At 71.6% G+C, this 13,985-nt stretch carries 14 protein-coding genes and 1 riboswitch; of the genes, 8 read left to right on the forward strand and 6 right to left on the reverse strand.

The window, feature by feature from the left end:
• Nucleotides 1-27: 27 nt before the first annotated feature.
• Nucleotides 28-1,008, reverse strand: coding sequence for a decaprenyl-phosphate phosphoribosyltransferase (locus AB0D34_RS28935; protein ID WP_362666441.1), 981 nt, complete (start codon nt 1,006-1,008; stop codon nt 28-30).
• The gene (locus tag AB0D34_RS28940) at nt 1,005-1,571 is read right to left on the reverse strand and encodes a phosphatase PAP2 family protein (RefSeq protein ID WP_362666443.1); all 567 of its coding nucleotides are present in this window, start codon (nt 1,569-1,571) and stop codon (nt 1,005-1,007) included. Before AB0D34_RS28940 ends, AB0D34_RS28935 begins: the two co-directional genes overlap by 4 nt.
• Before the next feature lie 160 nt (nt 1,572-1,731).
• On the opposite strand from AB0D34_RS28940, the gene AB0D34_RS28945 reads away from it, so the two are divergent.
• Nucleotides 1,732-3,195, forward strand: a complete 1,464-nt coding sequence (locus tag AB0D34_RS28945; protein WP_362666446.1) for an FAD-binding oxidoreductase — start codon at nt 1,732-1,734, stop codon at nt 3,193-3,195.
• 20 nt (nt 3,196-3,215) lie between these two features.
• Complete coding sequence (locus tag AB0D34_RS28950) at nt 3,216-3,971, forward strand: decaprenylphospho-beta-D-erythro-pentofuranosid-2-ulose 2-reductase (RefSeq protein ID WP_362666449.1); 756 nt, start codon at nt 3,216-3,218, stop codon at nt 3,969-3,971.
• 138 nt (nt 3,972-4,109) lie between these two features.
• Here the strand turns inward: AB0D34_RS28950 and AB0D34_RS28955 are convergent, their stop codons facing one another.
• Both AB0D34_RS28955 and trpS read right to left on the reverse strand, forming a co-directional pair.
• A complete protein-coding gene (locus AB0D34_RS28955; RefSeq protein ID WP_362666452.1) occupies nt 4,110-4,688 on the reverse strand; it encodes a 2'-5' RNA ligase family protein in 579 nt (192 codons plus the stop codon).
• 182 nt (nt 4,689-4,870) lie between these two features.
• Nucleotides 4,871-5,884 carry a tryptophan--tRNA ligase gene (gene trpS / locus AB0D34_RS28960; protein WP_362666454.1) on the reverse strand — a complete coding sequence of 338 codons (1,014 nt, stop codon included), beginning with the start codon at nt 5,882-5,884 and terminating at the stop codon, nt 4,871-4,873.
• Nucleotides 5,885-5,984: 100 nt separating this feature from the next.
• On the opposite strand from trpS, the gene AB0D34_RS28965 reads away from it, so the two are divergent.
• The 4 genes from AB0D34_RS28965 (at nt 5,985) to AB0D34_RS28980 (ending at nt 9,128) form a co-directional block, all read left to right on the forward strand.
• On the forward strand, nt 5,985-6,587 hold the full coding sequence (locus AB0D34_RS28965; protein ID WP_362666456.1) for a sigma-70 family RNA polymerase sigma factor: 603 nt from the start codon (nt 5,985-5,987) through the stop codon (nt 6,585-6,587).
• Nucleotides 6,580-7,494, forward strand: a complete 915-nt coding sequence (locus tag AB0D34_RS28970) for a hypothetical protein (RefSeq protein WP_362666459.1) — start codon at nt 6,580-6,582, stop codon at nt 7,492-7,494. The genes AB0D34_RS28965 and AB0D34_RS28970 overlap by 8 nt, the downstream gene beginning before the upstream one ends.
• Before the next feature lie 98 nt (nt 7,495-7,592).
• Entirely contained in the window at nt 7,593-8,336 is a 744-nt protein-coding gene (locus AB0D34_RS28975; protein ID WP_362666462.1) for a hypothetical protein, read from the forward strand.
• 141 nt (nt 8,337-8,477) lie between these two features.
• Nucleotides 8,478-9,128 (forward strand): hypothetical protein, encoded by a 651-nt coding sequence (locus tag AB0D34_RS28980; RefSeq protein WP_362666801.1) that lies wholly within the window; start codon nt 8,478-8,480, stop codon nt 9,126-9,128.
• A gap of 72 nt (nt 9,129-9,200) precedes the next feature.
• On the opposite strand, the gene AB0D34_RS28985 is transcribed toward AB0D34_RS28980, so the two are convergent.
• Together AB0D34_RS28985 and AB0D34_RS28990 are read right to left on the reverse strand one after the other, a co-directional pair.
• Entirely contained in the window at nt 9,201-10,652 is a 1,452-nt protein-coding gene (locus tag AB0D34_RS28985) for a glycine hydroxymethyltransferase (RefSeq protein ID WP_362666465.1), read from the reverse strand.
• 41 nt (nt 10,653-10,693) lie between these two features.
• Nucleotides 10,694-10,783, reverse strand: a riboswitch (ZMP/ZTP riboswitch).
• 110 nt (nt 10,784-10,893) lie between these two features.
• A complete protein-coding gene (locus tag AB0D34_RS28990; protein ID WP_362666468.1) occupies nt 10,894-11,745 on the reverse strand; it encodes an LLM class flavin-dependent oxidoreductase in 852 nt (283 codons plus the stop codon).
• A 653-nt stretch (nt 11,746-12,398) separates the two neighbouring features.
• Here AB0D34_RS28990 and AB0D34_RS28995 point away from each other — a divergent pair.
• Together AB0D34_RS28995 and AB0D34_RS29000 are read left to right on the forward strand one after the other, a co-directional pair.
• On the forward strand, nt 12,399-13,238 hold the full coding sequence (locus tag AB0D34_RS28995) for a hypothetical protein (protein WP_362666804.1): 840 nt from the start codon (nt 12,399-12,401) through the stop codon (nt 13,236-13,238).
• Nucleotides 13,239-13,391: 153 nt separating this feature from the next.
• On the forward strand, nt 13,392-13,970 hold the full coding sequence (locus AB0D34_RS29000; protein ID WP_362666470.1) for a hypothetical protein: 579 nt from the start codon (nt 13,392-13,394) through the stop codon (nt 13,968-13,970).
• The last annotated feature ends 15 nt before the right edge of the window (nt 13,971-13,985 follow it).

Genomic DNA, 13,985 nt, shown 5'->3' on the forward strand with positions numbered 1-13,985 from the left:
CCACGCTGACGGGTTCGCCGTCTTCGGCTACCACTTGGCCACCGCCAGCCCGTAGATCGCGAGCCAGGTCAGGGCGATGAGGGCGAGGGCGCGGTCGCGCAGGACGACGTCCTCGGGCTCACCCGCCGTGCCGCGATCGGCGAAGACGGCGTACCGCAGGATCGCCAGGACGAAGGCGACCACGGACAGCTGCCGCCAGGGCAACAGGCCGGTGTGCGGGCCGTTGCCGTCCTCCAGGGCCCACAGGCAGTAGCCGAGCACGGCGACCCCGGCCGCGAGCTGCCAGACGAAGCGCAGATAGCCGGTGGTGTACTCGGTGAGCAACGCGCGCGTGGCGCCCGCTGTCCCGGCCATCTGCACCGCCTCCGAGTAGCGCTTGGCCGCCACCATGAACAGCGCGCCGAACCCGGTCGTGATCAGGAACCAGCGCGAGAGCGGGATGCCGAGCGCCAGGCCGCCCGCCGCGGCCCGCATCATGAAGCCGGTCGTGACGATCGCGAGGTCGACGACGAGGACGTGCTTGAGGACCGTGCAGTAGGCCAGTTGCATGCCGATGTAGGCCGCGAGGAGGGCCGCCACCGGGGGTGAGGTCAGCCAGGCCGCGAGCAGCGGCGCGAGGACGGCGAGGGCGCCGCCGACGGCGTACGCCACCGGGACCGGGACCTGTCCGGCGGCGACCGGGCGGTGGCGTTTGGCGGGGTGGGCGCGGTCGGCCTCGACGTCCCGTGCGTCGTTGATCAGGTAGACGGCGGCGGCGCAGGCGGTGAAGAGGGCGAAGGCGAGGACGAGTTGGGCGAGGGCGTGCGGGGCGAGGAGCCGGCCCGCGGCGGCGGGGGCGGCGACGACCAGGACGTTCTTGACCCACTGTCTGGGGCGGGCCGTCCTGAGGAGACCCTGGAGGAGGGTGGCGAGGGTGCGGGGCCGAGGCGGCGAGGTGGGGCGTCGGGGTGTGCAATGTTCGAGGAGTGCGGGGCGGGTGCCCTTGGCGAGGGGCGCTGTTTCCGTCACGCGCGGCGCCTGTCGTGCGGGGTGGCCTGGACGGCCGCTCCAGCCGCTCCAGTTGCTCCAACCGGCCTCGCTGGCCCTCCGGTCATCCAGCGCGATCCGAGGCGCGCCGTGAGGACTCCCAGGGCGGCGCCCGCCACGACGTCCGACGGGTAGTGGACGCCGACCACGAGGCGGGAGACGCACATCGCGGCGGCGAGCGGCGCGATCAGGCTCGCGCCGAGCGTGCCGTAGGCGACGGCGGCGGCCGCGGCGGAGGTCGCGTGGGAGCTGGGGAAGGAGTGCCGGCCCGCCGTCCGCACCAGAGGCTCGACATGCGCCGGGCGGGGGCGCCGCACCACCCTTTTCACTCCCATGCTGACGAGGTGCGCGCCCGCGGTGAGCGCCGTACCGCGCAACCAGGCGCCGCGTCGCGTGCCGTCCACGGCGGCCCCGGCCACCCCTGCCGCGATCCACAGTGCCCCGTGCTCACCGGCCCGGGACAGGGCACGCGCGGCGCCGGCCACGCGCGGGTCGCCGCCGTGGGCCCGGAGCGCCGAGAGCATCCGGTGATCCAGGCAATCCATGCGATCCGTGGGGTGCGTGCGATCCATGGGGACTCACTGTTCACGTCACCGCGGCCGGAGTTCCGGCAATATTGAGCGACATCCCATTAATCACCCATTTCGGGGAGAGTCGGGATGTTTCAAAACCGATCGCCCACAGAGCGGCGATACGGTCACCGGCATGTCCGCCGACACCGTTCCCGTCACGGGGTGGGGCCGCACCGCTCCCACCGCGGCCCGTCAGATCCGCCCACGGAGCTACGAGGAGGCCGTGGCCGCCGTCCGTGACTGCGGGGCCCGCGGCGGGATCCCGAGGGGCCTGGGGCGGGCATACGGGGACGCGGCGCAGAACGCCGGCGGGGCGGTGTTCGACATGACGGGCCTGGACCGTGTCCACGCGATCGACGCCGACGGCGGCACCGTGCTGTGCGACGCGGGCGTCTCCCTGCACCGGCTCATGGAACTGCTGCTGCCGCTCGGCTGGTTCGTGCCGGTGACGCCCGGGACCCGCCAGGTCACCGTGGGCGGCGCGATCAGCGCCGACGTCCACGGCAAGAACCATCACATGTCCGGCTCCTTCTCCCGCCATGTGCTGTCCTTCGAACTCCTCACGGCCGACGGCGAGATCCGCACCGTGGGCCGCGGCACGCCCCTGTTCGACGCGACCACCGGCGGCATGGGTCTGACCGGGATCATCCTCACCGCGACGGTCCAGCTGCTGCCGGTCGAGACCGCGCTGATGTCGGTGGACACGGAACGCGCGCGTGACCTCGACGACCTGATGGCCCGTCTGACCGCGACCGATCACGGCTACCGCTACTCGGTCGCGTGGATCGACCTGCTGGCGCGCGGGGCGGGGATGGGAAGGGCGGTGCTGACGCGGGGGAACCACGCGCCGCTGGAGGCGCTGGAGACCGCGGGGGCGTGGCGGGGGCTGGAGCCGTCGGACGCGCTGAGGGCGCTGGGGCCGTCAGGGGCACTCAGGGTGCTGGGACCGTCAGGCGCGCTGAAGGCGCTCGGGAGAGGCACGCGTGCGCGTAGGGACCCGCTGGCCTTCCGGACCTCGCGCTTCCCGGCCCCGCCCGCCCACCTTCCCGAGGGACTCCTCAACCGCGCCACGGTGGGGCTGTTCAACGAGTTCTGGTACCGGAAAGCGCCCCGCGCGCGTACCGGTCAGCTCCAGAGGATCTCGACCTTCTTCCACCCCCTGGACAGCGTGCCCCACTGGAACCGGATCTACGGCCGCGGCGGGTTCGTGCAGTACCAGTTCGTCGTCGGACACGGCCAGGAGGAGGCCCTGCGCCGGATCGTGCGGCGCGTCTCCGGACACCGGTGCCCGTCCTTCCTCGCCGTGCTCAAGCGGTTCGGGGACGCCGACCCGGGGTGGCTCTCCTTCCCGGTGCCGGGCTGGACCCTGGCCCTGGACATCCCGGCGGGACTGCCCGGCCTCGGCGGTCTCCTCGACGTACTGGACGAGGAGGTCGCCACAGCCGGCGGGCGCGTCTACCTCGCCAAGGACTCCCGCCTGCGGCCGGAGCTGCTCGCCGCGATGTACCCGCGTCTCGACGACTTCCGGGCACTGCGCGCGGAACTTGACCCGCGCGGGGTGTTCACCTCTGACCTGTCCCGCCGTCTCACCCTCTAGGCCCTCCCAAGGAGCTGCTCGTGAAGGACGCCTTCGGCATCCCTCAGTCCCTGCTCGTCCTCGGCGGCACGTCCGAGATCGCGCTGGCCGCCGCCCGCCGCCTCATCGTCCGCCGCACCCGCGCCGTGTGGCTGGCGGGCCGCCCCTCCCCGGCCCTGGAGACGGCCGCGGCGGAGCTGCGCTCCCTGGGCGCGGAGGTCCACACCGTCGCCTTCGACGCGCTGGACCCCGGGTCCCACGAGGCCGTGCTCGGCAAGGTCTTCGCGGAGGGCGACATCGACATGGTGCTGCTCGCCTTCGGGATCCTCGGCGACCAGGCGCACGACGAGCGCGAGCCGGTCGCGGCGGTACGGGTCGCGCAGACCAACTACACGGGTGCCGTCTCGGCCGGACTCGTCTCCGCGCGCGCGTTGCAGGCCCAGGGCCACGGCTCGCTGGTCGTGCTCTCCTCCGTCGCCGGTGAACGCGCCCGCCGCGCCAACTTCATCTACGGCTCCAGCAAGGCCGGCCTCGACGCCTTCACCCAGGGGCTGGGCGACGCCCTGTACGGCACAGGCGTGCACGTCATGGTCGTACGCCCCGGGTTCGTGCGATCAAGGATGACGGCCGGTCTGGAGGAATCACCCCTGGCGACGACCCCGGAGGCCGTGGCGACGGCGATCGAGCTGGGCCTGCGGCGCAGGTCAGAGACGGTATGGGTGCCCGGAGCACTACGGTTCGTGATGTCCGCTCTCCGACACGCGCCTCGGTCGCTGTTCCGACGCCTGCCGCTGTAGCGGTGGTCCGGGGAACGCCCTCAGGGGCGCGGGGCTGTGTCGATATGCGGCTCCGCCGCGTGGGCGCGACCAGCCACAACGGCGCGGCACACGCCAGACGGCATAGCGCGGCACCCCCTCGCCGCCCCACCGGCGGAGCTAACCCGCCGGGATCGACCCGCGCTCCACATACCCCGCCTGAGGCGGCACCACGGACCCGCCGAAGGTGAACTCGCGCAGCTTGCGCCACACCCCGTCGGCGCCCTGCTCGTACAGCGCGAACCCGGTGCACGGCCACGCGGCCTCGAACCCGGCGAGTTCCCCGAAGGCGCGGTCCATGGCGGCCTCGTCGATGCCGTGCGCCACCGTGACGTGCGGGTGGTACGGGAACTGCAGTTCCCGCGCCACCGGCCCGGAGGCGTCACGGACCTGCTTCTGGAGCCAGGTGCAGGCCTCGGCGCCCTCGGCGATCCGGACGTACACGACCGGCGACAGCGGCCGGAAGGTGCCGGTGCCGGACAGCTTCATCGGGAAGGGCCGGCCCGCCGCGGCGACCTCGGTGAGGTGCGCCTCGATGGCGGGCAGCGCGGTGTCCTCGACCTCCGTCGGCGGCAGCAGGGTGACATGGGTGGGGATGCCGTGAGCAGCGGCGTCGCCGAAGCCCGTGCGCCGCTCCTGGAGCAGGCTGCCGTGAGGCTCCGGGACCGCGATCGACACGCCGATCGTTACGGTCCCCACGTCGTCTCCTGTTCGTCCCTGTCGTCCTGTCGGATTCGTTCCCGGCCGTCCGGCTATCGACTGTACGGCCACGGCTGTGCTGTGGGCAGGCGCAGGCGTAGTGATGTGCAGCGCTCTGCCCGGTGTTGCTGGTGTGCGGTGGTACGCCCCGGCGGTCGGCGCCGACGGGAGGTGCCGGTGACTCAGTGCTTGGCGGGCAGGAAACCCACCCTCTCGTAGGCCTGGGAGAGGGTCTCCGCGGCGACCGCGCGGGCCTTCTCCGCGCCCTTGGCCAGGATCGAGTCCAGCGTCTCCGGGTCGTCCAGGTACTGCTGGGCGCGCTCCCGGAAGGGCGTCACGAAGTCGACGACGACCTCGGCGAGGTCCGTCTTGAGCGCGCCGTAGAGCTTGCCCTCGTACTGCTGCTCCAGCTCGGTGATGCTCGTGCCGGTGAGCGTCGAGTAGATGGTGAGCAGGTTGCTGACGCCCGGCTTGTTCACCACGTCGTAGCGGACCACGGTGTCGGTGTCGGTGACCGCGCTCTTGACCTTCTTGGCGGTGGCCTTCGGGTCGTCGAGGAGGTTGATGAGGCCCTTCGGCGTGGACGCCGACTTGCTCATCTTGATCGACGGGTCCTGGAGGTCGTAGATCTTCGCCGTCTCCTTGAGGATGTACGGCTTCGGGATCGTGAAGGTCTCGCCGAAACGGCCGTTGAAGCGCGTGGCGAGGTCACGGGTCAGCTCGACGTGCTGCCGCTGGTCCTCGCCCACCGGGACCTCGTGGGCCTGGTAGAGCAGGATGTCGGCGACCTGGAGGATCGGGTACGTGAACAGGCCGACGCTCGCGGTGTCGGCGCCCTGGCGGGCGGACTTGTCCTTGAACTGGGTCATGCGGGAGGCCTCGCCGAAGCCGGTGAGGCAGTTCATGACCCAGGCGAGCTGCGCGTGCTCGGGGACGTGGCTCTGGACGAAGAGCGTGCAGCGCTCCGGGTCGAGACCGGCGGCGAGGAGCTGGGCGGCGGCCAGGCGGGTGTTGGCCGTGAGCTCCTTCGGGTCCTGCGGAACCGTGATCGCGTGCAGGTCGACGACCATGTAGAACGCGTCGTGGGACTCCTGCAGAGCCACCCACTGGCGGACGGCGCCGAGGTAGTTGCCGAGGTGGAACGAGCCTGCGGTGGGCTGGATTCCGGAGAGCACGCGGGGTCGATCAGAGGCCATGTTCACCATTCTCTCAGGTGTCGGGGGCCGATCCGGAACCAGTCGGAAACAGATGTGCCACGGGTGGGAACCGATTCGGTTCGGGCGGTGTACCAATCGTGTGAGGACGCGGGAGGGGGGCCGCATCGTCGATGAGGCCGCGGTGATCGCACGCGTACGCGCCGGAGACCCGGAGGCGTACGCGGAGCTGGTGCGGGCCCATACGGGCATCGCGCTGCGGGCGGCCGCCGTGCTCGGGGCGGGGGCGGACGCGGAGGACGTGGTGCAGCAGGCCTTCGTCAAGGCCTACTGCGCGCTGGGTCGCTTCAAGGAGGGCTCGGCGTTCAAGCCGTGGCTTCTGTCGATCGTGGCCAATGAGACGAGGAACACAGTGCGGACGGCCGCGCGCCAGCGCACGCTCGCGGGCCGTGAGGCGGCCTTCGCGGAGGCCGAGCCGCTGATACCGGAGTCGGCGGACCCGGCGGTGGCGGCCGTGGAGATAGAGCGCCGCACCGCGCTGCGGTCCGCGCTGGAGAAGCTGAGCGAGGAGCACCGTCTGGTCGTCACCTACCGCTATCTGCTGGAGATGGACGAGTCCGAGACGGCCCAGGCGCTGGGCTGGCCTCGCGGGACGGTGAAGTCCCGGCTGAACCGTGCCCTGCGCAAGCTGGAGAAGCTGCTGCCGGGTGCCGAGCCTCGGGAAGGGGGTGAAGAGCGTGAGTGAGTCCTACGACGGTGAGGGCGCCGACGGGAGCGGGCGTGAGCGGGCGTCCCGGTTGCCGGAGGAGCTGCGGGCGCTGGGGCGTTCGCTGGACGCGCCGGGTGCGGGTGGGTCCGAGTCGATGGTGGAGCGGGTGCTGGAGCGGATACTCGCCGAGCGGCTGCCGGTCCCGGTGGCCGAGGCGCCAGGGCCCGCCGAGCGGCTGCGGGCGGTGCGGCGGTGGACACGGGCGCGGTGGCGCTCGCTGACCGCGACCCTGTGCGGGCTGCTGGCGGTCCTCGCGCTCACTCCCCCGGTCCGGGCGGCGGTCCTGGACTGGTTCGACTTCGGCGGGGTCGAGGTGCGGTACGACCCGTCGGCGGTGCCCTCGCCGGGTGCCGAGGTGCCCGGCTGCGGGCGCTCGCTGTCGCTCGCGCAGGCCGAGCGGCGGGCCGGGTTCGAGCCACTGGTGCCGACGGCGCTCGGCGCCCCGGAGGTGGTGACGGTGGCGACCGAGCCACAGGGGCGGTCTCTGGTGAGTCTGTGCTGGCGGGAGGGCGGGGGCGTCATCCGGCTGGACGAGTATCCGGCCCGCTTGGACATCGGCTTCACCAAGAGTGTGCGGGAGCAGCCGGAGTGGCTTTCGCTGAGCGGGGATTCCTCGGACCCCGGCGGGATCAATGACACGGCTCTGTGGTTTCCGCAGCCCCACCTGCTGAGTTTCTGGCTGGTGGAGGCGGACGGCTCCCGGTTCACCCGCGAGGAGCGGACCGCCGGGCCGACGCTGCTGTGGATGCACGGATCGGGTGTCCTGGATGTGCCGGAGGTGACCCTGCGGCTGGAGGGTGTGGCGTCGAAGGCGCGGGCGATGGAGATCGCGAAGTCCCTCGGCGACCCGGCGGGGCAGGGTGCCGAGAAGTCCTCGAAATAGTGCGCGTGGGGTGGGAACCCCGGCGGGCCGGGCGGTGTACCAGAAGTGACACGCGGCTCGCGGACGGGCCGCACAGGGATCGTCTGTTGGGGGTTGACATGGAGAGGCATGAGGTCGGTCGCAGGGGCCGATGCCGTGAACTGGCGGCGGGGTTGGGCGCGTTGGCCACGGCGCTCGCTCTGACGGTGTGGGGTGCGCCCTCCGCGGCGGCCGGCGGTCCGACGAGCGTGCTCGTGGTCTCGCCGGAGAGCGGGGAGACGTCGTCGCTCTACTACTCCGACGAGGAGTATGGCGAGTTGCAGCGATTGCTCGGCCCTCCCGGCGTCGGCACCCGCTCCAAGCCGCCCGAGGCGAATCTGCTCGCCGCCCGACAGATCAACGTCACTTGGATGGCACACGACATCTCACCTTGGCGACTGGACGAGATCTTCCCGCTGGCCGACACGGACCAGGTGTGGATACGCACCACGGAGAACGTGGCGGATTCGGTGAACGGTCACTGGCACGCCACCAAGAATCCCGCCCAATTGCGTGCACTGCTAAACGACTTGGGCGTGATGGGCAAGGCCTCCGGCGAGGGCCACGCCATCTTCCCGGCGCCCGGGCAGGAGCCGGAGATCGACGCGGGGGCTCCGGACCCCGGTGCGGCGGAGGTCTCGCCGACCTCGGCGCCTGTGCGCGCGTCCTCGGCCGCGGACGACGGCACCGAGTGGTGGTGGGCGCTGCCGGGTCTGGCGGCCGGTGCCGTACTGGCTCTGGTTCTGCGGCCGTTCGCGCTGCGGATGCCATGGGAGCGCCTGCGCCGGGAGCCGGGACCACGGCAGGAACTACGCGATGTGTGACGAAGGAGGGGGCCCACGAGCTTGAGGAAGCGAGGCTGAGTCGATCGAGGGGGGATGGCTGTGGGGAGCAGACACACGAGGTTGCGGCCAGGGCCACGTCGGGCGCTCACGGCGCTCTTACCGCTGTCGGTGGTTGTGGCGCTGCTCGGAGCACCGGTGGCCGACGCGGTGACGCTGTCGACACGGGGGTCGGGCCTGGACAGGCCCGACCTGGCGATGGTCGTCACCGGCGGCTCTGTCCGGACGCAGGTCGTGCGATCCCCAGAGCCGTACTTCGCTCGCCTGTGGCAGCTGCTGCAGCCGATGCACACAGGCACGGAGCGGGTGTCGGGCGACTGGGAGGAGGGCCGGTATCCGCCGGTACGGCTCACCGTGGTGTGGGGGCTGACGGGTGTCGGTGGCTGGCCGCAGACGGGCTCGGCGCCGGGTGGTGACGTGGCCGTGGAGCGCCAGGATCAGTTGTTCCTGGCAGAGGACGGCACTCCATGGGTGCGCTCGGACCCGGCACCGGAGAGGGAGGACGACGACATCCGCTGGCATCGGGCGCCACGGACGGTTTTCGATCAGCTTGACCGGGCGGGGCTGGTGGGCGGGGCCGTGGAGGGGCAGCGCGGGACTGAGGGCGGTGACGGAGCGGGGGGCCTGAGCCACGGCGCCTGGTGGGCGCTTCCGGGGCTTGCCGTGGGGTTCGCGGTCGGGGCCGGCGGCACTCGGCTGATACGCCGCGCGGCGGCCCGGCCGGGAGCCGGACCGCCGCGGGAAGCGCCACGACAGGAACTCATCGATCTGTAATCGCCACCTGAGTCATCGGTCCTTGACAACTCAAGAGCGTGATGTGCCGCTCGGCACCGCCTGGGTGGTGGTTCAGCCGAGGTCGACCTCCGGGTACAGCGGGAAGCCGGCCACGAGGTCGCTGGCCCGGTGGGAGATCTCGTCCGCGACCTTCGGGGCGAGGATGTGCTGGGCCTTGGAGGGGGCGCCCGACTTGGTGGTGCCGGACTCCGTGGTGGTGAGGACGCGGTCGATGAGGCCGGCGACCTCGTCCATCTCGGCGGTGCCGAGACCACGGGTGGTCAGGGCGGGGGTGCCGATGCGGATGCCGGAGGTGTACCAGGCACCGTTGGGGTCGGCCGGGATGGCGTTGCGGTTGGTGACGATGCCCGACTCGAGCAGGGCGGCCTCGGCCTGGCGGCCGGTGAGGCCGTAGGAGGAGGCCACGTCGATCAGGTTGAGGTGGTTGTCGGTGCCGCCGGTGACCAGGGTGGCGCCGCGCCGCATCAGGCCCTCGGCCAGGGCGCGGGCGTTGTCGACGATGCGCTGGGCGTAGTCCTGGAAGGAGGGCTGACGGGCCTCGGCGAGGGCGACGGCCTTGGCGGCCATGACGTGCGGGAGCGGACCGCCGAGGACCATCGGGCAGCCCCGGTCGACCTGGTCCTTGAGGGAGTCGTCGCACAGCACCATGCCGCCGCGCGGGCCGCGCAGGGACTTGTGGGTGGTGGTGGTGACGATCTGGGCGTGCGGGACCGGGTCGAAGTCGCCGGTGAGGACCTTGCCGGCAACGAGGCCGGCGAAGTGTGCCATGTCGACCATGAGCGTGGCGCCGACCTCGTCGGCGATCTCACGCATGATCCGGAAGTTCACCAGACGCGGGTAGGCCGAGTAGCCGGCGACGATGATCAGCGGCTTGAAGTCGCGGGCCGAGGCGCGCAGGGCCTCGTAGTCGACGAGGCCGGTGGCGGGGTCGGTGCCGTAGGAGCGCTGGTCGAACATCTTGCCGGAGATGTTCGGGCGGAAGCCGTGGGTGAGGTGGCCGCCGGCGTCCAGGGACATGCCGAGCATGCGCTGGTTGCCGAAGGCCTGGCGGAGCTCGGCCCAGTCGGCGTCGGAGAGGTCGTTGACCTGACGGACGCCGGCCTTCTCCAGGGCGGGCACCTCGACACGCTGGGCGAGGACGGACCAGAAGGCGACGAGGTTGGCGTCGATGCCTGAGTGCGGCTGGACGTAGGCGTGGCGGGCGCCGAAGAGCTCCTTGGCGTGCTCGGCGGCCAGGGACTCGACGGTGTCGACGTTGCGGCAGCCGGCGTAGAAGCGGCGGCCGATGGTGCCCTCGGCGTACTTGTCGCTGAACCAGTTGCCCATCGCGAGGAGGGTGGCCGGGGAGGCGTAGTTCTCGGAGGCGATCAGCTTGAGCATCTCGCGCTGGTCGGCGACCTCCTGGCCGATCGCGTCGGCGACGCGCGGCTCGACGGCGCGGATCACGTCGAGGGCGGCGCGGAAGGCCGTGGACTCGGTGGACAGGGGCTGCTGCTCTGACATGGCGGCCTCCGGGCTGCGTGGCTTGAAGCGGTCACGGATCACGGTTCGGCCCAGGCGCACGGCACTTGGTCACTCACAGGCCGCTCCCCGATGGTCCGTCCCATCCCAGCGCGCCAGTCACGGCCTGTCGGCCAGCCTACCGGGCACGTCGTGGGGCCTCGGCGCGGCGTCCACCATGCGAGCGACGGCTTCGGGGCCCGGTCGCGGGTTCCGGGCCCCGAAGCCGTGGCGGTGGACGACGTCAGAAGAGCACGTCGGCGAGGCGGTCGATCTGGTCGGCGTCCGGGGCCCAGCAGTAGAGCACCACCTCGTCGGCGCCGATGCCGAAGTAGGCGTCGGCGGCCTCGCGGATCTGGCGCGGGGTGGTGAGCAGGCCCGCCTCCATGTACTCGACGTGGCCGCTGAAGGCGTAGTAGTCGCGGAGGTTGCGGCGGGCCAGGTCCAGGGTGGTGTCCGGGCCGAGAGCGACGTTCGCCTGGGCGACGAGGCGGGGGCGGCCGGGTCGGTCGTGCTTCTGCCAGGCCGTGGTGGCGGCGCGGAACAGGTTGGACATGAAGGACGGCGGCAGGGCGGCGCCGAGGAAGCCGTCGCCGAAGCGGCCGACCCGTTCGAGGGCGGCGGGAGCGAAGCCGCCGAACAGCACCTCCGGGCCACCGGGGGTCATGGGGGTGGGGCCGATGGGGCCGACACCTTCGCCGTAGGGCTCTCCGGACCATGCGCGGCGCAGCAGCGTCATCTGCTCGTCGAGGCGGCGGCCTCGACGGTGGAGGTCGATCCCGGCGGCCAGGCAGTCGTCCTCCCGGCCTCCGACGCCGATGCCGAGCGTGAAGCGGCCGCCCGAGAGACTGTCCAGGGTGGCGGTCTGTTTGGCGAGCAGGGCGGTGTTGTGGAGTGGCGCGATCAGCACCTCGGTCTGGACGCGGATGCGGGCAGTGGCGCCTGCGAGGGCCGCGAGGGTGACGAGGGGCTCGGGGTTGTCGTAGACGAGGCGGTCGAGCAGACCGAGAGTGCTGAAGGGGCCCGCGTCGGCGCGCCGGGCCCAGGTGAGCAGCTGGGCGGGGTCGTCGATGGGCAGGCCGAGGCCGATGTTCATGGGAGAGTCCTCCGGAGGGCGTACGGGACCCGCCGGTCGGCCGGATCCCTTGCCGCCCCTCCGTGGCACCGCGCGCTGTGCGCAGGCCTGCTCCCGTTCTGCGGCGATGGTTCAAGAGAGCGTGTGCGTCAGAGTGCGAGGAACGTAACGCGGCCGGGCTGGGTACGACAACGCGTTTTTGGCGAGTGCGAACGGTCATGTCCTCGGGACCGGGATCACTGACGCGGCAGCACTCGTCCCGCCCTGCGGACCTGGCGCGCAGGGACGCCTGAGCGGCACGGCTTTCGCCAACTCCCCTCCGCTCGCGGGGAAATCCCCACCCGCGCGGCCCGCTGGACGCTCTCGACGACTCAACCCCGCCAGCGCCTCGCCGGTCCGCCCTCACCTGCATCGCCGGACGACAGCCGACACGTCGCCGGTGGCCCCTCGCCGCCTCGCGGGTCCGCCCCTCACCCGCCTCGCCGATCGGTCCCGGCCGGGCACCCCATCACCGGCCCTCGTTGAGCGAGGTGCCCGACTTCATGTCTCCCCGTTGGTCAGGCCATGGGCCTGGTGTGCACATGGCCGGCGGACGGCTTAGAGATCAGTAAGAGCTTGTCCGAACGCAGCCCGCTCCTCACAGCCTCCCCTAAGGTCACTTTGTGTTCTTTGGAATGGTGTGCGCCCTGGGCGCCTCGGTCTGCTTCGGAACGGCCACCGTGCTGCAGGCGATGGCCGCGCGGACGGCGGATGCGGGCGGGGATGACGGGGGGTCGGCGTTCGCGGTGACGCTGCTCCTGCGGGCGGTGCGGCAGTGGCGGTTTCTGGCGGGGCTGGCGCTGGATGGGCTGGGGTTTGTGCTGCAGATCGCGGCGTTGCGATCGGTTCCGATCTACGCGGTCGGCGCGGCGCTCGCGTCGAGCCTCGCGGTGACGGCGGTGGTCTCCGCGCGGCTGCTGCGGGTGCGGCTGAGCCGGAGCGAGTGGGGCGCGGTCGGGGTGGTGTGCGCGGGGATGGCGCTGCTCGGGATCGCGTCCGGGACGGAGGGCGACCGGGGCGGGCCCGCGGCGCTGGGGTACGTGATGCTCGGGACGGCTCTGGCCGTGCTGGGGTTGGCGCTGCTGGGCGGGCGACTGCCGGAGCGGGGGCGGGCGTTGGCGCTCGGACTGGGGGCCGGGTTCGGGTTCGGGGTGGTCGAGGTGGCGGTGCGGCTGATCGACTCGCTCGCCCTGTCCGACCTGGTGGCCGATCCGGCGGCCTACGCCCTCCTGGTGGGTGGTGGCGCGGCCTTTCTGTCGCTGACCTCGGCGTTGCAGCGGGGGTCGGTGACCACGGCGACCGCCGGCATGGTGATCGGGGAGACCATCGGGCCCGCTTTGGTGGGGGTGGTGTGGCTGGGGGACCGTACGCGGGACGGGCTGGCGTGGGTGGCGGTGCTGGGTTTCGCCGTGGCTGTCGCGGGGGCGTTGGCGCTGGCCCGGTTCGGGGAGGCGCCGGAAAATCCGGCCACGTGATCACTTTCTTGAATTTCGTGAAGTTGATTCCGGTGCAGCTCGACAGAATCAGCCATGCTCACCGAAAGCCCGATAAAGAGTCACGATCCGGACAGCCGGAAAAACGTCGTTGAATATTTGAACGTGATGTGAAGGCACTGCGTACTGGGTGGCGTGAGCAGTAATCCCGTCACCATCACCGTGGCCTATCACGTGGTGTCGGGCCGTGAGGCCGACTTCCACTCGTGGGGGTGGGCCATGCTGGCCGCGAGTTCGCGGCAGCCGGGCTTCCTGGGGGGTGGCGTCCTTGTCGACCGAGAGGCGGAGTGGCATGTGGTCTATCGCTTCGCCAGCGAGGGAACGGCCCGGGCCTGGGAGGATTCGACCGCCCGGACACAGTGGGAGGTCGAGGCGGTGGGCTTCGCCCGGCAGACGGAGCGCAGGAGCGTGCGGGGCTCCAAGGTGTGGTTCGACTCCCAGACCTCGACGCCGAAGGCGCCTGCCCCACCGGCGAAATGGAAGCTGTGGTTCGTGAACATGAGCGCGGTTTTTCCGCCGGTGCTCCTGTTCAATCTGATCGTTCTTCCTTATCTCGGCGGACTCAATCCGCTCGTCCGCACATTGCTGTTGTGCCTGTGTGTGACGGCTCTCGTCACGTGGATTCTCATGCCCCGGCTCCAGCGTTTCTTCAGGAAATGGCTGTATCCGCCGCTCCAGGCCCTCCGCGGACGGCACAAAAGACGGACCGCGTAGGTCCGGCACGAACCG

This window comes from Streptomyces sp. NPDC048420 (assembly GCF_040651535.1).
GTDB lineage: Bacteria > Actinomycetota > Actinomycetes > Streptomycetales > Streptomycetaceae > Streptomyces.

Excerpts from the sequence above, each read along its gene's own strand:
- AB0D34_RS28975 (WP_362666462.1), top strand. The coding sequence starts at position 7,593 with ATGGAGAGGCATGAGGTCGGTCGCAGGGGCCGATGCCGTGAACTGGCG.
- AB0D34_RS28985 (WP_362666465.1), bottom strand. The coding sequence starts at position 10,652 with ATGTCAGAGCAGCAGCCCCTGTCCACCGAGTCCACGGCCTTCCGCGCC.
- AB0D34_RS28945 (WP_362666446.1), top strand. The coding sequence starts at position 1,732 with ATGTCCGCCGACACCGTTCCCGTCACGGGGTGGGGCCGCACCGCTCCC.
- AB0D34_RS28990 (WP_362666468.1), bottom strand. The coding sequence starts at position 11,745 with ATGAACATCGGCCTCGGCCTGCCCATCGACGACCCCGCCCAGCTGCTC.
- AB0D34_RS28995 (WP_362666804.1), top strand. The coding sequence starts at position 12,399 with ATGGTGTGCGCCCTGGGCGCCTCGGTCTGCTTCGGAACGGCCACCGTG.
- trpS (WP_362666454.1), bottom strand. The coding sequence starts at position 5,884 with ATGGCCTCTGATCGACCCCGCGTGCTCTCCGGAATCCAGCCCACCGCA.
- AB0D34_RS28940 (WP_362666443.1), bottom strand. The coding sequence starts at position 1,571 with ATGGATTGCCTGGATCACCGGATGCTCTCGGCGCTCCGGGCCCACGGC.